This is a genomic window from Caballeronia fortuita, from assembly GCF_001544835.2.
Lineage (GTDB): Bacteria > Pseudomonadota > Gammaproteobacteria > Burkholderiales > Burkholderiaceae > Caballeronia > Caballeronia fortuita.
This window is the reverse complement of the sequence record NZ_FCNX02000011.1, coordinates 1-20,400: the sequence shown is the minus strand read 5'-3', so window position 1 is coordinate 20,400 and position 20,400 is coordinate 1. Positions and strand designations below refer to the sequence as shown.

Here is a 20,400-nt window from a genome sequence, read left to right as displayed (position 1 = left end):
TCAAGCTTTCAAGGTGAATTTCGGGGCATCCTTCCGACTGCTGGTCCATCGCCGACCGGGACCGAGCCGGTCGACATGTCGTTGCAGATCGTGACCCCACGCAAAGCCGCTCGCCTGGCCGAGATCGCGCACGAGCTTGACGACCTTCACGCGCGTGCAATGTGAAAGAAGGGTATCGAGGACCTTTGGGCGAAGATTGCGAAGTGAAGACACGAGGTTTATCGCTTCCTCCAAAGGCTGACCTTTGGCGCGGCGTTTGCCGATATCGCTGGCAAGTTCCAACAAAGCACGCTCAGGTTCGGAGACAAGCACCGAGGGATCACGGTTAGGGAGTGCCGAAAGTGATAAATCCGCAGGCATATCGGCGTCGAACAGGCGCGTGGTCTGGAATGTATAAGGCATGTATTCCTCGATCCACTCCGGCATCGCATGAGGTTGGTCAGCCCATAGGACGATGCGGTCTCGAAAGCTCAGATTGTGGCGCACGCCTTGCCAGTCCAGCGCGGTTTTTCCGCCCACGTGAAGGCTAGGTATGCGTCTGCTCAGGTACGCCAGGATCCCGTTCTGCGTCGGCGTGTCGCCGACGAGCAGGTAGGCACCTTTAGACAGCCGTTGCAGCCATCCTGCTTTCACGAAGTATGTAGTCTGCTGGGCGCTGATGCCGCTTTCCCTCAGCAGTCGCGGATCAAGCGGCTGCCCACGCGGGGCGACGTCCATCAAGCGCTGTAGTGTCTTGCTTGCCATCGCTCACTCCATTGCATGATTTTCTCTACGTAACCCTGCTATTTTTGTAGTTAACAAACAAAAATCATGCGAAAAATTCGACCCGGCCCGAATTCTGAGCTCGTCGTGTTGTCTTTGAGGTGCTAAATGCTCCACGCAGGTACTGCATGATTTCTGTCTACGAATTATCGCAAACTTTGTATTTATCGCCAATAAAGCATGCATCGACCCATCCGGTCTGTTTTATCTACTTTATTAGATCGATAATCCTATCTATGTAAAGTTGCGACAGAATTTTTGCAGGAGATAGATGTATTCAGATTATGTACGACGACGTTAGCTGCTAATTGTTATTAGCAGTGAATGGTTTAATGGGTAAAATGGCGGATATTCCCATCTGGGGTTCATCGGAGGAGGTCATGGCATCATTTGATCTATAATTATGGTTCAAATGGAGCGCCGGAGATTTGCCATGCTGCTTGTCTCGCCCGAAGAGATCGCCGCCGTGATGGCGCTGCCGCACGTGCCGCACTCGGTGGCCGAACTCGATGCGCAGGTACGCGAGGGCCTGCCGAAGTCGGCGCTTAAAGAGGGTGTCGCCCACGCGACGCGCAGTGCCGAAGAACGCCGCGCGCTGCTCGCGCGCATCGTGCCGGAAGCCACCTTCAAACGGCGCCGCGACAAATTGAGTCCGGACGAGTCGGAAAAGACCGAACGACTCGCACGCATCGTCGCGACCGCCCGCTATGTGTGGGACGACGAGGGCGATGCGCGGGAATTTCTGAACACCGCGCATCCGCTGCTCGAGGGGCGCACGCCGGTAGACGTCGCGTTGACTGAGCTCGGCGCGCGACGGGTGGAAGAGCTGCTGTGGAAACTGTTCTACGGGTTGCCCGCATGACGCTCGATCTAAATGGCGTCGAGGATGGGGCGGAAGCGGAGGTTGACACCCCGGTTGAGGTGCGGGCCTGATGCGGATTTTCCGGATTGCCGACAGCCGCCATCCGGTCTGGAGCGGCACCGGCGCGATGCTGGTCGGCGGGCGCTTCAACAGTCCCGGGCGTCCGGTCATCTACGGCGCGCTGAATTTCGCAGGGGCGATGCTCGAGGTGCTGGTGCACGCGCGGATCGGCAAAGTGCCCAAGCATCACGTGTGGGTCGAGGTGGCGGTGCCCGAGAATGTGCCGATCGAGCGCTTGACCGTCGAGGACTTGCCGGCCGGCTGGGATGCGCCGGATGCGCCGGATTCGCAGATCGCGCGTCGCTTTGGCGACCAGTGGCTCGAGAAGGCGAGGTCGGCCGTGCTGGTGGTGCCGTCGGTGGTGGCCCGGGCGGAATGCAATGCCGTGGTCAATCCATCGCATCCAGATGCCGCACGCCTGGTCGCTTCTGCGCCGCAACCGGTGCGATGGAACGAACTCGGGGATCAGCGGCTGTTCATGGGCGGACGGGATATGCCTCCTGCATAAGCTGACTGTGCTTCGCGGAAGACGCTCACCGGCGGGCGCGCTGGAAGCACCGGATTCGTTCGATCTCGCTGATATCTAGAAGGACGCGTCACGATGGCCAATCAACCGCAACAGCTCACGTTACCGCCGCCGCGCACCTACACGCGCACCGACTTCACCGCGCTGCGCGCCTTCGTGCAGCGCCTGCCGGCGGCGACCATCGCGCGGCTCTATTACGATCCGGAGCGCTCGCCGCATGCGGCCAGTGCCGACGCGATGGAGCGGTTTTTGGGCACGATGCGCGATGACCTGGTTCACCTCGCGCTGCTGCACGGCTCGTCGGTACTTGCCGATCACCTGAAGGCGTCAATCAAACAGCACGGCAGCGCGAAACTCACTGCCGTTACCTTGCGCATGGTCGAGCAGGCATCTACCCTGGCGGCGGCTGTCCCACTTGTAAAACATCCAGTGCACCTGTGGTTCCGGCCGTTGATCGCGCAGCGCCTGAACGGCGAGGGCATCGGCACGCTTGGCGCGCTGATCGACTACTGCAATGCGCGCGGCGGCAGCTGGTGGCGATCGGTGCCGCGCATCGGCGCCTTGCGCGCCCGGACCCTCGTCGCATGGCTGCGGCGGCATGAAGCGACGCTCGGCGTGAGCGTTGCCGCCGACGTGGACATCGCATCCTTGGTGCCGGCAAAAACGGGCGGTGCGAAGGGGGAAGTGCAGGGCAGCGATGCGGTCGTCGTGATCGGTGGCGATCCAAGCGAACCGCGCCTGGCGCCCTTCGAGCACCTCGCCGTGCCTGCCGAGTTGTCGGGCGCGACGGGCCTCAATCGAGCGACCAGCTTTGCGTTCATCCGGGCAGAGAACGACCTCTCGGCCGTGCACGCGTATCTGCACCGCTATCGCGATCGGCCGACGACCTTGCGGGCCTACACGCGCGAACTTGAGCGGCTGATCCTGTGGTGCGTGGTGGTGCGACGCAAAGCGCTGTCGTCGCTCACTGTCGAGGACTGCGAGGCGTACAAGGATTTTTTGCAGGCGCCGCTGCCGTCGTTCACGGGACCCAAGCGACCCCGCACGAGCGGCCGCTGGCGCCCGTTCGCGCCGGAGGGGCTGTCGGCCGACAGTCAGGCGTATGCGGTGCGGGTGCTGCGGGCTGCCTTCGCATGGCTGGTCGACGTCCGGTATCTCGCCGGCAATCCGTGGAGCGCGGTGCACGAACCGGCCACTGTCACACGTGAGTCGGCGGTGCAGGTGCACCGGGCGCTGCCGGCCAAACTCTGGTCTCAGGTGCGCAAGGCGCTCGATGCGCGTTGTGACGGTTTCGGTACTGTAGAGCCCGAAGCCGACGACGAGGCCCGGCAGTGGCGCGCCGCGCGAGCCGCGATTTTGCTGATGGGCGATTCTGGACTGCGGCGGGCGGAAGCTGCGTTCGCGCGTCGCGAAGATCTGTGCCTCGCCGAGACGACCGAGGAAAGGCGTGCGTCGCGCAACACATCGTCGGGTTCAGCCCCGCAAGCGCCGCCGCCAACGACCACGCCAACGACGCCGCGAGCGACACCACCGCACTCGACCGAACCCGGCCGCAGCAAGTTTGCGGTATGCACGCTCACGATCGTTGGCAAGCGCCGCAAACAGCGCACGGTGCCGGTGAGCGGCGCGACAATCGCCGCCCTGCGAGCGCACTGGAACGACCGGGACCGCGATTTCGACGCCCCGCGGGCGCACGGGCCGCTGATCGCGCCCCAGTGGATTCCGGCCACGCACGCCGCGCTCGAGCGGCATGACGCCAGTGCGCAGGACGCTCCTTACACGGTCGATTCACTGGGCCGGCTCGTGCGCATGGCGGTGCAACGCTTGAGCGCGCAGACCGCTGCGTTAGCCAACTTCAGCACGGACGACCTCGTACAACTGGCCAATACATCGGCGCATGCTTTTCGACATACATTTGGGACACGGGCCGTTGCACGCGAGATGCCGACCGATGTCGTCCAGGCGATCCTCGGCCACGCCTCGTTGCAGACCACGTCGATTTATGTACGGGCAGAGCGGCGACGGATGCTCGAGGCGGCCGCGCGATACTACGCCGATGACGAAACGTGATCGACCTCAGAGCGACGCAGATGAGCCGTTCGGGCTCTTTCTCGGCGTTCGCTAACGCTAACGATAAAAAGGAGCGAACGTGCCTGCCACTATCACCGATGTACTTTCCACGCCTAATGGCGAAATGGAGTTTCATTTCACAGTCAGCGATGGACAACATCGAGATGCATTGATCGCCACCTTGACAATGAGCGAAGCTGTTGCCATTGCGAATGGCAAGGATAGCGGCGACGTGTCATTGATGTGCCGCGTCATCGTCAAGACGATTGAACATCAGTCGCTGGTTGGGCAAACTTTCGGCGATGCGGACTAATTCCCGCGTTCGGGAGGGGCTTGGCTCGTAAGGCAAGATTCGCGCGCTCTGACGAGTGAAGGCCGAGAATGCGAGACAAGGCCTGTATCTTGCGAAGAGACCGCGTCGCTGTTTCCAGCTCAAGGGGCAGACTTTACCGGGCGTCAAAGTTACCTGCGCGGATCAGCAAACTCAACGGGGGCGAATCATGAATGACACTCGACGCCGGCTCGGCCAATGGCTACCGAAGGACGAGGACGATATCGCGCGATTCCGGGAAGAATTCGCGCGTTACGCTCACGAGCGCAGTCGCCAAGCGCAGAGAACCGGCGTAGTTGAAGATCTCGCCGCTTTCATTTACCAGGATCCAATCGTCCGAATGGATCTCGCTCGTGCGATTGCGCAAGCACGAGATGCCGGCTTCAGACTTGGCTATGCGAACATTGAGGAGTTGCTTGTCCTGCTCGATGCAATGCTGACCTATGCCCCGCCATTCAGCGAGTCGAGCTTGATTCATTGCCCGGTCAACGCATTACTTGACTGGCCGATGGTGATGCCCTCCGGCTACGCACTTTTTCGCGATCCTGCCTTCAACGCACATCTCAAACAGCTTCTGACTGTTTGGTCTGGGTTTTTGAGTGGGCCGCACTCGCGCACGCATTTGAACACAGCAGCACCCGATGGCTGGTTCAGTCGGGAAGCGGATCAGAAGATCGGCTTATCGCAGTTTCTGTGCGACCCGAACAAACCTTACTGGGGCTTCGCCTCTTGGAACCATTTTTTCACGCGCGAATTCATGCCTGATGCCCGGCCCGTTGCGCAGCCGGATAACGAGAAGGTGATCGTGAGCGCGTGTGAAGCCACACCGTACTACATCCAAAAGGACGTTAGCCTGCAGGACTCGTTTTGGATCAAGTCACAGCCCTACTCGTTACTTGAGATGTTCACGGCGAAGGAGTCCGATCTCGCGCGCCGATTTGTTGGCGGGACGGTGTATCAAGCCTTTCTGAGTGCGTTTTTCTACCATCGCTGGCACGCGCCAGTGAACGGGACCGTGACGAAGGCGTATCTGGTTGACGGCACCTATTATTCCGACGCCGATGCAGAAGGGGAGGATCCCAGTAGCCTGAACGACTCGCAAGGCTACATTACCGCCGTCGCGGCACGTGCCGTTATCGTCATCGAATGCGACGACTCCGACATCGGTGAGGTAGCATGCATTTTCGTTGGAATGGCAGAAGTCTCGTCATGCGTGATCGAAGCATTGCCGGGGCAGCGTGTGCGCAAGGGCGACGAACTTGGCTACTTCCAGTACGGCGGTTCCACGCACTGCTTAATTTTCAAGCCTGGCGCTATTACCAAGTTTGTGCCGCAGCCGCCCTTCGACGACAAGGCGGCACCTATGAAGGTCAATTCGCACCTGTGTACGGCACGGTGACGAATTAGATCGCTGGTTTTCGATGTGGCGTTCCTCGGAAAGGATCACGCGATACAACTCCTTCGTGAGACCCTGAAGGAAGAGAAGGCAACAGACTAAAAGTTGACGTTGTTAGCTGGACAAGAAGTGTCCGAAGAGCAAGCCGGGAGGAAGGTAAGTAGCTAGCCGAAGCGCGCGCCGCGATCCTCCGTGGGACGCGGCGCGGTCTGATCTTCTGGGGAATCGCCAGAACTACGCCGCCGCAATGGTCGGTTGGTAGTCCACCATCTTCACGCAATGTGCGACCGATCCGTCAACGTGGATGAACGCAGCGTGAACATGACGAGAGCTTCGATGGCATTCGTCGCTGGAGAAACGGAGCGACGACGTATGTTTCAGTTACTGTAATACTGATCGCCGCCTCGATAAGCGATCTCCGGGCTTTGTCCATCAGGCCGCGATACAGGGGCTTGCCCTGGAAAGCCCACTGGTGCTCACCATTGGGAGTAGGTAGCAACGTCAGCGCGCCGGATGGCTTATCGCCCGGCGCTGCGAGCGCGGGCGGAAAGTTTCTCGCGCAGTCGCCTTCGCACGATTTCGCATCCGGCATCCCCTTTCCCCAAATATGTACAAGGTCATGCCTTGGTCGTCGACCAACATACCGTCTCTTTCGTGTGGCGCTGCTGCCAGGGCCGGTGTAGCGGCGAGAACTCCAGCAAGGAGTGAGAGGAATGTGAGCGTTTTCATGGTTCAACCTCCTGATCTGACGACCTGACACAAGGCAGCGACGCCCGGTCTATCGGATCCGAAAAGACCATCACAACGGCGCCATGACGCGTAGCACGGGACGCCCGTCAACGTTCTTCAGCGGGAAATACGCATGGTGGGTGGCGGGGTCAATGGCCACCACATGCGCGTTTGGTCCGAGCAGCCCCTCACCGATTTTGGCGACCTTCGAGCCTTGCACGCTGAAGACAGAGACAATGCCCACTTCCCCAGCCACATAGAGTCTGCCTTGTGCAGCGTCAAATGCGAGGACGTCTGGGTCTTTACCGATGTCGAACGACTGCACAACGCGGCGAGTTCCCATATCGAACACAAGCAGCTTGTGGTTGCCCTGGCAGGCAACAAAGGCTAGCTGATCTTGCGAATCGATCAACAGTCCATGATTCTGCTCGGCTCCCTGAAGCGCATGGCGGGCCACGATCCTGTCGACCGTCGGGTCGATTTCGACCAGCTCGTTGCGCGACTGGACGTTGACGAAGATATGATGCGACCGCGAATCGTACTGTGTATTGCCAACGTCGCCACCGAGCGCAAGGGTCGCGACACGTTGATTGCTCTGAACATCTACGACTGTCTCAGTACGACCGGTCTCGTCCGACGCGTAGAGCTTGTGCACCTCGGGTGCATAAGCCATCCCGTCCGGGTAGTGGCCCCCGGGCATGCGCGCGACTATTTTGAGTGTTGCTTCATCGATGGCAACGATTTCGTCCGTTCCGGTCGCCGACGCATATACACGCGACATTTCGGGAATCGCGAGTACGCCATGAACCGATGAAACCCTGGGAATCCGTGCGACCACTCGGGCAGCGTTCACATCAACGACAATCACCTCCCCGTCGCCGAGGTGGGCGATGAACAGGAGATGGCGCTCAGGATCGTAGCTTTCGTAGTCCAGACGACTCGCACGGCCCGGCAATGGGATATCGGCAATATGCGTCAGTGGCAGGCGGTAGATCTCCTGGTCCGCGGCAGCAGCGTGCGGGACCACTTCGCGCAGACCGACACCAACCGCGGGCAAGACGAGAAGGACGAGGACCGCCAGGACCGGCCGGCGATAGCGCCAGCGTTGCAACGCTTTCATATGAAACCTCCCACTGCATGTCGCCACCGCTGAGCGTTTGCGTGTCGGTGGCGTGGCCTGCACATCGCTGCAGCGCTATCGGGCGCTTGCGCTCTGCGCATCCAGGGCCGCCTTGACTCCCTTCGCCAGATCGACGGCCTTGCCTTTACCCCAGTAATGCAGGAACAGGATGCGCGGCGTTTCGCCCGTCATATGCTGGTGGATTGCCACGATATTGAGACCCGACGCGCGCATGCTCTTGAGCACGGTCTGAAGTTCCCCTTCGCGCATCGCGAAATCGCCGTCAACGACAGCTTCATCATCGTTACCAGCGAAGGCCGCCCACGTGTTGACGCCCATTTCGTTGCCGACGTTAATGCCGTGCATGCTGGTCGTTTTTCCGACGACCACCTTGAACATGCCGTCCTTCGTCTGGCCCTTCGCGCCGAACACTGCTTCGAGCGGCGCGGCACTGATGCTGTTCGGGCTAGCGATCGGTCCGGGTGAGGCACTTTCAGGGTCGGCGTGCGCCGAGCGGACCTGTGCGATCCGGTCGTAGACCTTTTTAACGCCCTCGGCGAGCGTGGTTGCATCACCGTGGCCGCCGATATGCATGAAGTACACCTTGGGCTGGTCGAAAAAGAAGTGGTTGTGAAGTGCGGTCACTTCCAGGCCGGCATCAAGTGCGGCACTCATCGCCGGATTGACCTCGTCTTCGAACAGCACGGTGTCGCCCATCATCATGCTTCTACCGTGCTGGTCCGCCATAAACGCGGCCCAAGAGGTGAGGCCCATGAACGGTGGCATGGTCCAACCGTCGACCTGGATTTTCACGTCATTGCGCGGCTTTGAAACCTTGAAGACGCCCTCCTTATCGGAATAGGTGCCTTTCAAACCGGTGATCTGCTCAATGCGAGCGGTGTCTACCTCCGCCTGGGGTTGCGCTTGAGCCTGACCTGCGGCCGCACACATACCGATCGCGATGACCAATGCCTGCGAGAGGCGCCTTAACGATGACATTTGAAATTCCTCCTTCGACATGCTTGCGCAGCGGTCCACTGACTCGTTAGCTCTGGGAGCTGCGGAGGTTTGGGCATCGTTGCCCCGTGCGTTGATGAGATCCATTTCGCTCACGAATTCGATAAAGGCTTAGCCATCCGGTTTAACGTGACGGAAAAGGTAAAGCAGCGAAAGATCGTAGGCGATCTTCAGTGCGCCACAGGCGACAAGCGGGGCACCGAGCCACCCGAGCCCCAGAAGTGCCCCTGAGAGGGTGGGTGCCAGCGCCGATGCCAGGCTTCGCGGGACCGCGGTAAAGCTCGCTGCAGCGGGGCGCTCCGCTGGTGTGACAGCCGACATGACGTACGCGCTACGCGTGGGCACATCCATTTGCGACAGCGCGCTGCGTATGAGAAGCAGCGTCAGGGCCAGCGTGAGCGACGCAGAGAATGCTGCGACGATGAGACAGACGCTGGAGGGGATATGCGTGAACACCATGGTGTTGAGCAAGCCGATGCGGCGTGACAAGGGGGCTGCAGCAAGTTGTGAACCCGCGCTTAGGAGCCCGGCCCAAAAAAAGAACTGGCCGGCGGCGCCCAGCGACAGCCCGAATCGCTGGATCAACCACAAGGTCATCAGCGAATTGACGAGAAGTCCGCCGGCAAAGGCGTCAACGCTGAACAGCAGCGCAAGGCGCGTGACAATGCCTCGCGATGGTCCGAGCGGCATGCGCGGCGTGTCAATGCTGAATTGTCGAACCGGCAGGCGCCGGTAGAGCATCCAGATAACCGCTCCCGACACCGCGTAGACGACGAACATAATGCGCATCGCCATCAGAGGTGAGACAACCGAGCGGGCAGCGACCCACTCCGGTACCCCAGCCGCAAGGGCGCCGAGCGCGGCCGATAGCGCGCCAACAAGGCTATAGCGCGCAAAGAGCGCGGTTCGTGCGTCACCGGTTGCGGACTCGGCCAGTCTCGCGTGTTCGAGCGGAAGAAACAGGCTCACATCGCCCGAACTCGGATTCAGCGTGCCGACGAACGCCACGACGAGCAATGGCCATAGCGACGATAAGCCGGCAAATGCGACACCGGTGGCCATCATCAGCACTGCTGCAAAGCGGAACAGGACGCGCGCCGCAAATCGATTGCCGAGGACGCCCACCAGGATCGTCGCGAAGGCCGAACCAAACAACGTTGCCGTACTGATCAGACCGACAGCGAGTTGCCCGAAGCCGAGCGCCAGCAGATAGCCGGGTAACAGCACCGCAATGAAGCCGTCACACAGGCCACGAAGCCCCCGCGCAATCAGAAGGATGGGGACGCCGCCTTGCACGCCTTCGGGGAGGAGCCACGCCGTCACGCGCGACCCGTGCGTCATGCATCTATGGATGCGCATCATCCTTGCACCACGCATAGAGCGCGTCAAGCATGCCGTACCGCAGTTGTTCGTGATCGTCGGCAAAGGTGCGCGATAACCCGATGGAAATCGCGTACAGACCTGCGGCTTCCGGCACGAGGTCGAGGCGCCCGGTATCGGCGCCGCGAACGATACGCGCAAGCTTGTGCAACGCGGGATCGAAGAGTTGAAACTTGTCGAGAAAGGCGTCGAAGCTGCAAAGCTCGCCGTGGTGACCCAGTTCGACGTCGGGCACGTCATAGGGCACGGCGTCCATCATGGCCGCGGTGCGCAGGACGTCGTCTCGCAGAACGTACAGGAACTCCGCTTCGGGATCGATGAAACGTTGAACGAGCCAAGGGCAGGCGATACGGTCGACTTTCGGGCGTTCGCGAGTGACCCATTTCATAACCCACTCCTTGTTCGATGATTGAAGCCCGGTGGTCAAGCTCATTCTTCCCTTCAGCTCGCCGTGGAATCGATGACCGGCCCTCCCACCAACTGCGCTGCCCTGGCTGCTGTCTCGTAAGGCGCATCCGCGGGCGTCAAATGGCGTGCGACCGAATGAGCGGGTAGGCAACAAGACCAGTAAGCGCAGCGGCCGAGACAATGACGGGCTCCTGCAGCTTCTTGAAACGCCACAGCAAGAGCGCGGTCACGAGTGCGAGGAGCACGGTTGGCCAGTCGACGATCGAGCGGCGTGCTATCACAATTACCGAGCCCGTAATGGCGCCCACCGCAGCGGCTGTGATGCCGTCGACAAACGCCTTAACGGCGGGCAGCTTGCCGTATTTTTTGAAGTACGGTGCCGGCAACACGGTGAAGAGATAGCAAGGCAAGAAAGTGCCGAGCGCGGCCACGCACGCGCCCGCAAAGCCCGCGACCAGGTAGCCGATAAAGCCAACGGTAATAACCACGGGGCCGGGCGTGATCATCGCGACGGCTACGGCATCGACAAACTGCTTGTCGTTGAGCCAGTGATGCTCGGTGACCACACCGCCGTAAAGGAACGGCACGATCGCCAGTCCCGAGCCGAAGACGAACGCGCCCGCTTTCGTGAAGAACAGCCCGATCTGACCAAGCAACGGCCAGTCAAGACCGCTGAGCACGCCGCTCGCGACGGGCAAGTGCGCCGCAGCGGCGGCATTCAATCCACCCTTGTTGAACCATTTCGGCCGCGCCACAACGAACCAGTTGACAAGGCCCCCTGCAATGAAAAGCCACGCGATCTCGGACTCGGTGACGACCGTGACAATTGCGAGCGTCAGGTAAATCGCGCACAAGAGTTTGTTCTGACCGACAGTCTTTGTTGTGAGCTTGTACGCGCTCATCGCGATGATGCCGACGACCGCTGCACCGACACCATAGAAGGCGGCCTGCATCCACGAAAGCCCGCCGAAATGGGCATAGGCCCGCCCGAGACCGACCACCATCAAGAATGAGGGCAGAACGAACGCGATACCGGCGAGCGTGGCGCCCATGATGTGATAGTGCACGTAGCCCATATAGATGCCGAGCTGAGCCGCCATCGGTCCCGGCATCATTTGCGCGAGCGCCAGCCCCTCGCGGTAGTCCGACTCGCTCACCCACCCGCGCTGTTCGACGAGATCGCGGTGCATATAGCCGACGAGTGCCACCGGCCCGCCGAACCCTAAGGCGCCAAGACGCAGCATATAGAGAACCATCTGGGCGAGCGTGTAGCGCGGTGATGCGTCGGTCGGGGTGCTCATGCGCGGCCTCCGGCGTCCCGGCTTTTCACAGCCGAAGCAAAATGTGTGTAGAGCGCATCCAGTACGCGTCCCATTTCATCGAGCAGCTGATTGTCGTCGGTCGCGCGCTCCCTGGCTCCCGCCATCACGGCTTCAAAGCCGGCAGCTTCCGGAACGGCAGCCCCGCCCACGTCAAGGACATGGACCATCTCACCGAGCCGAAGCAGCGCCGGATCCTTGTCGAGACCGAAGCTCGCAGCCAAAACCTCGAACGTCACGAGTTCGCCAACATGGGAGAAGGCGGCACCGTCGAAATCAAAACCGAGTGCGTGTTTTGGGCAGGCGCTCGGCGAAGCTATCCAGATGAAACTCGCGTCGCGATCGATGAAGCGGCGAATCAGCCAGGCACTGGCCACGCGATCGACCCACATGCGCTGACGCGTGGCCCACGTGCGACCCTGATAGTCGTCGACTGAGAGGCTTCGGATTGGACGATCGGCGAAATGGGGCTCGCCCGGTGAAAGCACCGTGTCAACGAGTCCGATGAAATCCTGCCACGCCGCCTCGGCGCGGGTTGTGGCGTCACCCGGGAAGTAGTCGATCCCGACGATGGTCTCATAGTCTTTGCGCAAACGACGAAGCAGCTTGGTCAGCTCAGCCGCTGACTGGCCCGAAATCGTCTTGCGCGCACCCTTCAGCGCGCTCATAAACTCGATATAGTCCTCACTGCGGTCGAACAGCGCACGGAACTCCACGTCCTGCGCAGCGTCAAGGCTCGGTGCGCGCAGCACGTGCGCGGTGCCACCGCTGTCGGCGATTGCCCCCGCAAGTTCGCGCAGCATCAACTCGCGCTCTTCTGTCTGGGGCAGCAGGTAGATCCCGTCACGCAGGACGGCGCACCCCTTCGCCTTCAATGCACGCCAGAACCGCATGCGGGCGGTCGCGTTCTCCGTCGGCAGCGTCAGGACCAGTAGGGACCAGGTAGTGAGTATGTTCATGTAGCGTAAACTACACTACGGTAAATCTCACTACAAGTGGCTTTTCCGGCGTTAGACGGCACCTGCCGGGCGCGACGCTTTCGCCAAATGGCATGCAAGTCGCCGAATGGTTCGATCAACATGGATTGGCGCGTCCGGCGCGTCCGGCGGGTAAGGAGCGTCGCAACGCCAACGTGGTAAATGTAATTGCCGACTGCCCAGAGCGATGCGGCTCTGTCCCTGTTGGAGCCCGTCAAAACCCTACATCCGAATCGATCATCCGGTCGCTTTAGTTATTTTCACGATCTAAACACTGATGTAATCCCTCCGTCGCCGACCTCAGAGCGAAAAGCAAGGTTCCTGAAGTCGGTGACGAGGCGCACAAAGTCGGTATGGCACCGTAACACTCCATACGGATACCTAAACTCGTGCCTGGATCGGATAGCCGTGCTACGCGGCATGGCTTGCGCGCGCCCGAAGTACCAGTGTCCGTTTCGCTAGAACATAGTTCAATGGGACGACATGCAACGACATTACGCACGACAAGAAATGACGGGTAGGAAATAATCGGCGTGCTTACGAAGCAGCCCGATCGGCGCATCGCCAATGCCACCAAATCCGTCGATGGAGATCTGCGCGAGCCGGGCGGCTTTGGCCATGGCAGGCCTGACAGCCATCTGCCCGCAACGTCGGCTCGATATTACGCCACGCACACACGGTTGCGTCCGTCTCTCTTAAGCGCGATACAGCGCCAGATCCGCTGCCTCAAGCAACTGCTTGGGGCCACCCTCGCCGACGGTCGCATCCGACGCTCCGCCAACGCTGATCGTCACGCGCCCGGTCGTCGTTCCCGCGTGCGGCACGTTGAGCGCCTGCACCGCAATGCGAATTTTCTCGCCGAGCATACGTAGCGCGTGCATCGAGGTCGCCGGCGAAACCACGGCGAACTCCTCGCCGCCAAAGCGCGCCGCGAGATCGGTGCTTTGCATGAGACTCGATTCGATCGTACGCGCGACAAGCTTCAGCACGTCGTCGCCAGAGACGTGGCCGTAAGTGTCGTTGTACGACTTGAAGTTGTCGACATCGATCATCAGCATGCCTACGGCCGTATGCTCCTGCGCCGAACGGTCCCATTCGGCGTTCAAATAATCGTCGAACCGGCGCCGATTTGATGGGCCGGTGAGCCCGTCCGAGTGCGTCAGCCGCTGCAATTCCAGATTGATTTCGAGCAACTGCTGCTGTGACTGACGCAGCGCGCGATACGCCTCATCGCGCTGCATTAGATTCTGATAGTAGCGCGAGTGATAGCGCACGCGCGCGGCAAGCTCGACCGTATCCGGCAGCTTCACAACGTAATCGTTCGGGCCGGCCGCAAAGGCCGCACTTTTGATTTGCGGCTCTTCCTTCGTCGAGAGTACGATGATTGGTGTGTCCCGTGTCGCCGGATGCTGGCAATACTGGTGCAGGGAGCGTAAGGCCATCGACGCCAGGCATCACGAGGTCCTGCAGGATCACCGTCGGCCGTGTTTCCTGCGCGGTGCGCAGTGCGTCCTCCGGATCAGCGTAGTAGTGCAGATCGACATTGGACGCTTGCGCAAGCGCGCGGCGCAGGGCTTCCGCGATGATCGCCTGGTCCTCGACCAGCAGTACCGTCACGGGTAACTCGGCGGAGGCCGGCGCATTCGGCATGGCCGCGAGCAGGTCGGACAGAGCCGGTTCACCCGCCAGGGGGCGCGCACACGCGTGCGTGTTATTCGCTGTTGGTTCAACTTCGACTCGTTTCGCGCGCGCCGCAAGCGATCCCCGGGGAGGAAGTCTGTCGCCCGTCGCGCGGCTCAGATCCAGGTATCTTTAATCCAGACGACTACCCACTGACGCGCCCACTTCCATCGCAGTCTTGCGATTCGAGTATTTACTCGTCTCACCGAACCATTAAATCTCCTCGTGGATCTGGCTCGCCTGAGCCGCATCGGTAAATTTTTGTTCGCGTAGTGGCCCCCGGAAGCCGAGCGGCGTCACATGAATGCGGAATCGCTCATAGTCAAAGTGGAAAATCGCGTCTCCGGTGCGCCAAGCTCGGTCGGAAAATCGGCAGCGTTGGGGTGCACTGCCGGGATCGGGGCCGTGACTTCGACGCTTCGCGAGCACGAGGGCCGTTGATCGGGCCGCAGTGGATCGCAGGCACGCGCGCCGCGCTCGCACGGCACGACGTCACCGTGCGCGCAACGCCCTATACCCTCGATGCTTTGGGCTGGCTAGTGCGCATGGCCGTGCAGCGCTTGAGCGCGTAGAGCGTTGAGCGCGCGAATGGGCACCGCGTCGGATCATCCTTCGCCGGTCAACCCTTGAATGATGGGGGCGACATGCTCGATGAGATCGAGCAGCGGACGTATCGACGTGCCTTTCCGGCAAAAGGCATCAATCTGCGCCTGCTTGCCACGTTCCATCACGTCTGCCTCCGCAAGAGAGGTATAGGCGATGATCGGCGTGCTTCCGAATCGGCCTGAGCCGCGCATCGCCGCAGCCACCGCGTAACCATCACATTCAGGCATCTCGATATCGAGGACTACGACGTGAGGTGTTGAAGCCGCCGGCGTCTCGAAGGCGGCCTGTCCTCCGTCCACAACGGTCGTGCGGTAAGCCTCGATCACAAGAACCGTGGACAACGCCTGCGCCCCGGCGATATCGTCGTCCAAGTTGAACACAACGACCGGCGGCGAAACGCGGTCAAATAGACGATCGGTCCACAATCCGGGCATCTAGAACATGACGGTCGTTAGAAGTGTCATGCTTCGTATGCAGCAACGGTTATGCCCCCACTTTTGTCGTTCGTTCGTACGGGTTTCGCATACGCCTTGGGCAACCATGTGCCGCGTGTCGCGCATTCCGTTATGCCCGACGGCGCCGAGGCCAGCGTGGGCGACCTCTGTGAGGCACAACGGATGCTCTTCCAAAGCTGTCAGACACAACAAGGAGACAGCCATGAACCGCATCCCAACCCTGCTTAGCGTTTTCCTGGTCGCTATGAGTGCAAGCGCGACCGCGCAATAGCCAAACTCCTCCGTCGCCAGCGACTCAGCAGGGCGCCCCCGCGACGGGACAGGCAGCCAAGGGGACCCTCCCGGGTCAAGCAGCGCAGGCAGCCCCACGCTGATGCAGGAACGCGAGAAAGGGATGTCGCCGGATGCGGCATCGGGGACAGGCGCGAGCGGAAAGACCGGCAAGATGAAACAGTAGCCGTCCTCCGGCAATGAAGGAGCAGCGGCGCCTGGCAAATTCAATGCCGGACAAGCCGCCGTCGTCGGGCACTCGGCAGCGTCCCAAAAAGGTAATCGTCACCGACGCTCCGGGGCGCCGCCGTGCTCGCGATCGGAACCGGTGGCGCGGCGACGTCCGGTAAATTTTCGAAATGAGAGCCACCATCCTTGCCCACGAATTGTTCGACGGACTCCAGCACGCCCGCAACCTAACCGATCAGTGGGCGAGCAGCAAGCGCACCCGATCGCGACGCGGAAATGCGGCGGTTTGAAGCCGCCCGCGCGAGTAAAGATAGAGCGTCCGGTAGGAGGAGCCTCGGGAAGGCGAAGCGCGCTAACCATGCGCAAACTGCTCGAAGCCATGCATCAGCACGGCTCGAAGCAGCACTTACACCGGTGCCGATTGCCGGGTTATGTTGGGCGGCAACGGACCGCGTGTCGGTCACTCGCGACCCGTGACCTGCGCAGACGCTGCCGTACGGTCGCTAGCATTGCTTTGTAGCTTCGGATCGGCGTCTTGCGCTTCGATCCCAAGGCGTTCCGCGGCCAAGGCCCAAAATTCGTCCGATCGGCCTTCCGGGCTGCCAGCTTCTTCCCAGAGGCGGTATGCCAATGCACGTACTTGCTCCTCTGTAACAGGTGCATCCATCTCGTTCTCCTGTTGGTCGGTTGAAAACGCGATACACACGCGTGTCCTGAGAATACGCGCAAAGTGGGGTGTGCGCGGTCTCCTGACAAAAATGCTCGTGCCGCGCGAAGAACGTGCGGGGAAGCGTGACCAAGCCGCCCATGCCCCGCTCGATGCACCCGCGGCACAGCCATTGCTCGGACAACGACGCATCCCTCGTAACGTCCCTTGCTGTACCTCGGGGCCCATTGTTCTTCGGTCCGTCCCGGACCGCATCGGCCAGCACGATCAGAGCGTGCTGAGATTCGTAGCGTTTAACCGCGGAGACAAAGCGTTGCGCGGCTCCCGGTCGCCGCGTGTAAAACCTGACCGCTAACCGCGTGCGCGCGTCCGCCGCAGGACGCCGCTCGCCCCAGCAAGGAGTCGTTGATATGTTCGCTCATAATAAACGCCTGCAATACACGGTGCGCGTCGCCGCACCGAATCCTGGACTTGCCAACCTGTTGCTGGAACAGTTTGGCGGTCCACAGGGTGAGCTCGCCGCTGCATGCCGCTACTTTACTCAGGCAGTCGCTGAGGATGATGCCGGCCGCAAGGATCTGCTGTTCGATATTGCCACCGAAGAATTGAGCCATCTCGAAGTCATCGGCTCGATCGTTGCCATGCTCAACAAGGGTGCGAAGGGCCAGCTTGCCGAAGCGGTGCAATCAGAAGCCGAACTGTACCGGTCGCTCACCGGCAATGGCAACGACTCACACACTACGGCGATCCTGTATGGTGGTGGTCCTGCTTTAACCAATTCGGCGGGCGTGCCCTGGACCGCGGCTTACATCGATACGATCGGCGAACCGACGGCGGACCTGCGCTCAAACATTGCCGCCGAAGCACGCGCAAAGATCGTCTACGAGCGTCTTATGAATGTCACCGACGATCCCGGCATCAAAGACGCACTGGGCTTTTTGATGACGCGCGAAATCGCCCATCAAAAGTCCTTCGAGAAAGCCTTGCACTCGATTCAACCGAATTTTCCGCAGGGCAAGCTGCCGGGCAATCCGCAGTTCACCAGCGTCTATTTCAACATGTCGAAGGAAGACGACCTGCGCGGCCCGTGGAACGAGGGCGGTGACTGGGAATTCGTCGCTGACCCGCAACCGGCCGTCGATGGCGGTGACGGCACCGCAACCGTGGGCGTGTCGAAGCAGGATGTTGAGGCGTTACAGGCAATGGCTGCGCGTACCGCGTCGGATCCCACGGCCGATCCCACGACCGGAGCGGACCTCGGCGCCGGTCAGGCTGGTCAATGAATCCAGGCGCGAATCGTTTGAAAATTGGAAAGCAATCATTCATCGACGCGTCCATCTGCACGAACGCGTCCTGCAGCACCTACCCGGAGAATTATTCATGGCTGCCAAAACCCTAAATGACTTATTCGTGCATGCGCTGTCGGACGTCTACAGCGCCGAAAAGCAACTGACCAAGGCACTTCCGAAACTTTCGCGAGCCGCAACAAACCCTGATCTGGCTGCCGCGTTCAAGTTCCATCTCGAAGAGACGCAGGGGCAGATCGAGCGAATCGACCAGGTGGTTGAGCGCACTGAGATTAAGCTCAAGCGCGTCAAGTGCGTCGCAATGGAGGGTCTCGTCGAGGAAGGGCAGGAACAGATCGAGGAGATAGAGAAGGGACCCATTCTCGACGCTGCTTTGATTGCAGCGGCGCAGAAGGTCGAGCACTACGAGATCGCGACCTACGGGACCTTGGCAGCACTTGCGAAAAAGCTCTGCTACACCGATGCGATGAATCTCTTGCTCGACACCTTGAAAGAGGAAAAGGCGACCGACGAGAAGTTGACGCTGCTGGCAGAGCAGGAAGTATCGGAAGAGCAGGCCGGCAAGCAAGGCACCAAGTAGTGCAGGGGCGCCACGGTCCATAACGGAACGCGGCGCGTCGGGACCGCCTTCGGACCCAGGCCAAATTATCGTCAGCGCAAGACCCACTGCAACTACTATGACGCCGCAGTTCGTTGCGCGCTGTTGACCCTTCCGGCACCCGTGACCGCCCGCATGTCGAGGACGATTTCCTCGGGAATCGTGTATCGGACTATGTGGCCTGCTGCACGGGCGACGCTCACGTGCTATGGGATACATCGCGGTCAGCCGAAACGGAATGAGCGTCTGTACCGATCGGCATCCGAAGCCATCGGGCGCGGCGCATTCCTTGGCGGCGCAGGGGCAGCCGTCTGATGCAGCTGCGCAAGCGAGCGGTCCTGTTGCAATTCGTCGTTCATCAGCGAACGCTTGATGCCGCCGCACGAGAGTGCGCAAGGGAACCACGGCATCGTCCGGAAGGGCCACGGTAAGAGGGATCTTTGAATGGAGTACGTTATCCCATTTAGGGGTGAGCCGATAGAGGAAATTAATGCCTGCTATTCGACGATGCTGGCCGTTTGGGAAGAGCTGGCGGGAAGGTTTGATATTCCGCGGCTTTTAAACCTGCGCGCCGAGGCTGAGGCGATTTGCGAAGAAATCATCGCCCCCGCGGCTCATGCCGTTGATGGCAATGCGGCTTGGCCCCGGCGCATCATTGTCCGCGCTTAGACAGGCGGGACTCACAGGCTTGAGCGTTCCGGCCATGTTTGGCGGGCTCGGCGAGGGACTACTTGGCTTGGTGACTATTACCGAAGCGCTGGGTGCCGCGTGCTCGTCGACGTCGATGTGCTTTGGCATGCATTGCGTTGCCTCTGCGGTGATCGGCGCCAAGAGCAGCGCCCACTGCGACGAGAAGTATCAGCGGCCTATTGCAGAGGCGCGGCCCGGTCCTGATCCCATAATACCGACGCTGACCAGCATGAATTCGCCTGCGAGCCGTGACGCCGCTGTGCGCAAGTCAGGACATCGGTGACCGCATGCGAGTCGCAGCTCAGCGGCGCGCTTTCGACTTCATGCGCGATGCGCGAATACAGGAGGCAAGTTCCATCGCGTAGGGCGCAACGCCGAAGAGCAGACAAAGCAAGAGCACCGTCGCGACGCGCAGCGGGGGAAGAGGCGGCTCATGCGGTGCCATTGCAAAGCTTGCGTTCGAGTGAGTCACGGAGGCCAACGCGTCTGGATGAGAGAGGCAGACAATCGCGAAACCCATGATCGGCGCCATCTCGAGCACGCTGTGCACCATCTGCTCGACGGGCGTGATGACGCGCTGTCCGCCCGCATATCTCAAGTCGAAGTACACGGTGAACTCGTGAGCGACGATGAGCGCGGCCATCGTACAGATCGCGAACGCGTTGATGGTAAGAAATAGCGCACATAGCACGAGCCCGGCCCCCTCAGCGAGCTGCGCGACATGCATTAGCGACTCGCGTACGCCAGCGTTGTTCGGCAGATCGGACCATCGGTGGCAAAGTGCATCCGCGGTTCCAGCGGCGAGCCACAGTGGAAGAACGCAGTAGAGGAGGAACTGGCCTGCAATTTCCTGGTTCATGTTCGGTTACCCGCTGACGTTTTTCCGTGTGAAGCAATCATTGGGCGCAGTCCGACGGCATTTAGAGTTCGCCTTAGCGGCGCGTCTTTTTCAGGATGCGAAAGTAGGGAGCGGAACAGCGG

General features: G+C 60.7%; 20 protein-coding genes and 1 pseudogene. 9 read left to right on the top strand and 12 right to left on the bottom strand.

The window, feature by feature from the left end; genetic code table 11:
* On the bottom strand, positions 1-744 hold the full coding sequence (locus AWB77_RS21055) for a type IV toxin-antitoxin system AbiEi family antitoxin domain-containing protein (RefSeq protein WP_061136396.1): 744 nt from the start codon (positions 742-744) through the stop codon (positions 1-3).
* Positions 745-1,195: 451 nt separating this feature from the next.
* On the opposite strand from AWB77_RS21055, the gene AWB77_RS21050 reads away from it, so the two are divergent.
* From AWB77_RS21050 to AWB77_RS21035, 5 genes are all read left to right on the top strand, one after another.
* Positions 1,196-1,624: an Xre family toxin-antitoxin system antitoxin gene (locus AWB77_RS21050; RefSeq protein ID WP_061136395.1), complete on the top strand. Its 429-nt coding sequence runs from the start codon at positions 1,196-1,198 to the stop codon at positions 1,622-1,624.
* 70 nt (positions 1,625-1,694) lie between these two features.
* Entirely contained in the window at positions 1,695-2,192 is a 498-nt protein-coding gene (locus tag AWB77_RS21045) for an RES family NAD+ phosphorylase (protein ID WP_061136394.1), read from the top strand.
* A gap of 93 nt (positions 2,193-2,285) precedes the next feature.
* Positions 2,286-4,280: a site-specific integrase gene (locus tag AWB77_RS21040; RefSeq protein WP_061136393.1), complete on the top strand. Its 1,995-nt coding sequence runs from the start codon at positions 2,286-2,288 to the stop codon at positions 4,278-4,280.
* Positions 4,281-4,359: 79 nt separating this feature from the next.
* Positions 4,360-4,593 (top strand): hypothetical protein, encoded by a 234-nt coding sequence (locus AWB77_RS35905; RefSeq protein WP_157694850.1) that lies wholly within the window; start codon positions 4,360-4,362, stop codon positions 4,591-4,593.
* A gap of 187 nt (positions 4,594-4,780) precedes the next feature.
* On the top strand, positions 4,781-6,010 hold the full coding sequence (locus AWB77_RS21035) for a phosphatidylserine decarboxylase family protein (RefSeq protein WP_061136559.1): 1,230 nt from the start codon (positions 4,781-4,783) through the stop codon (positions 6,008-6,010).
* 796 nt (positions 6,011-6,806) lie between these two features.
* On the opposite strand, the gene AWB77_RS21030 is transcribed toward AWB77_RS21035, so the two are convergent.
* The 10 genes and pseudogenes from AWB77_RS21030 to AWB77_RS35125 all read right to left on the bottom strand — a co-directional run bounded on the left by AWB77_RS21030 (position 6,807) and on the right by AWB77_RS35125 (position 16,824).
* Positions 6,807-7,856: a YncE family protein gene (locus AWB77_RS21030; RefSeq protein WP_061136392.1), complete on the bottom strand. Its 1,050-nt coding sequence runs from the start codon at positions 7,854-7,856 to the stop codon at positions 6,807-6,809.
* 75 nt (positions 7,857-7,931) lie between these two features.
* The gene (locus AWB77_RS21025) at positions 7,932-8,855 is read right to left on the bottom strand and encodes a DUF1259 domain-containing protein (RefSeq protein ID WP_082852717.1); all 924 of its coding nucleotides are present in this window, start codon (positions 8,853-8,855) and stop codon (positions 7,932-7,934) included.
* 129 nt (positions 8,856-8,984) lie between these two features.
* Positions 8,985-10,235, bottom strand: a complete 1,251-nt coding sequence (locus tag AWB77_RS21020; RefSeq protein WP_096031164.1) for an MFS transporter — start codon at positions 10,233-10,235, stop codon at positions 8,985-8,987.
* Entirely contained in the window at positions 10,219-10,641 is a 423-nt protein-coding gene (locus AWB77_RS21015) for a chromate resistance protein ChrB domain-containing protein (protein WP_061136390.1), read from the bottom strand. The genes AWB77_RS21020 and AWB77_RS21015 overlap by 17 nt, the downstream gene beginning before the upstream one ends.
* A gap of 136 nt (positions 10,642-10,777) precedes the next feature.
* The gene (locus tag AWB77_RS21010; RefSeq protein WP_061136389.1) at positions 10,778-11,962 is read right to left on the bottom strand and encodes a chromate transporter; all 1,185 of its coding nucleotides are present in this window, start codon (positions 11,960-11,962) and stop codon (positions 10,778-10,780) included.
* Positions 11,959-12,939 (bottom strand): chromate resistance protein ChrB domain-containing protein, encoded by a 981-nt coding sequence (locus tag AWB77_RS21005; RefSeq protein ID WP_061136388.1) that lies wholly within the window; start codon positions 12,937-12,939, stop codon positions 11,959-11,961. The genes AWB77_RS21010 and AWB77_RS21005 overlap by 4 nt, the downstream gene beginning before the upstream one ends.
* Positions 12,940-13,451: 512 nt before the next feature.
* On the bottom strand, positions 13,452-13,577 hold the full coding sequence (locus AWB77_RS37215) for a hypothetical protein (RefSeq protein ID WP_279616189.1): 126 nt from the start codon (positions 13,575-13,577) through the stop codon (positions 13,452-13,454).
* A gap of 41 nt (positions 13,578-13,618) precedes the next feature.
* Positions 13,619-14,607: pseudogene (locus AWB77_RS21000) on the bottom strand (diguanylate cyclase).
* A gap of 635 nt (positions 14,608-15,242) precedes the next feature.
* Positions 15,243-15,614: a response regulator gene (locus tag AWB77_RS20995; RefSeq protein ID WP_167354163.1), complete on the bottom strand. Its 372-nt coding sequence runs from the start codon at positions 15,612-15,614 to the stop codon at positions 15,243-15,245.
* Positions 15,615-16,617: 1,003 nt separating this feature from the next.
* Positions 16,618-16,824 carry a DUF2934 domain-containing protein gene (locus AWB77_RS35125; RefSeq protein ID WP_061136385.1) on the bottom strand — a complete coding sequence of 69 codons (207 nt, stop codon included), beginning with the start codon at positions 16,822-16,824 and terminating at the stop codon, positions 16,618-16,620.
* A gap of 410 nt (positions 16,825-17,234) precedes the next feature.
* Here AWB77_RS35125 and AWB77_RS20980 point away from each other — a divergent pair, with 410 nt between their 5' ends.
* From AWB77_RS20980 to AWB77_RS37470, 4 genes are all read left to right on the top strand, one after another.
* Entirely contained in the window at positions 17,235-18,107 is an 873-nt protein-coding gene (locus tag AWB77_RS20980; protein WP_061136384.1) for a manganese catalase family protein, read from the top strand.
* Between the two features lie 97 nt (positions 18,108-18,204).
* Complete coding sequence (locus AWB77_RS20975) at positions 18,205-18,711, top strand: YciE/YciF ferroxidase family protein (protein WP_061136383.1); 507 nt, start codon at positions 18,205-18,207, stop codon at positions 18,709-18,711.
* Between the two features lie 462 nt (positions 18,712-19,173).
* The gene (locus AWB77_RS36435; protein ID WP_061136381.1) at positions 19,174-19,398 is read left to right on the top strand and encodes a hypothetical protein; all 225 of its coding nucleotides are present in this window, start codon (positions 19,174-19,176) and stop codon (positions 19,396-19,398) included.
* Entirely contained in the window at positions 19,346-19,702 is a 357-nt protein-coding gene (locus AWB77_RS37470; RefSeq protein ID WP_074168919.1) for an acyl-CoA dehydrogenase family protein, read from the top strand. The genes AWB77_RS36435 and AWB77_RS37470 overlap by 53 nt, the downstream gene beginning before the upstream one ends.
* Positions 19,703-19,720: 18 nt before the next feature.
* Here the strand turns inward: AWB77_RS37470 and AWB77_RS20960 are convergent, their stop codons facing one another.
* On the bottom strand, positions 19,721-20,278 hold the full coding sequence (locus AWB77_RS20960; RefSeq protein ID WP_061136380.1) for a hypothetical protein: 558 nt from the start codon (positions 20,276-20,278) through the stop codon (positions 19,721-19,723).
* Positions 20,279-20,400 lie beyond the last annotated feature (122 nt).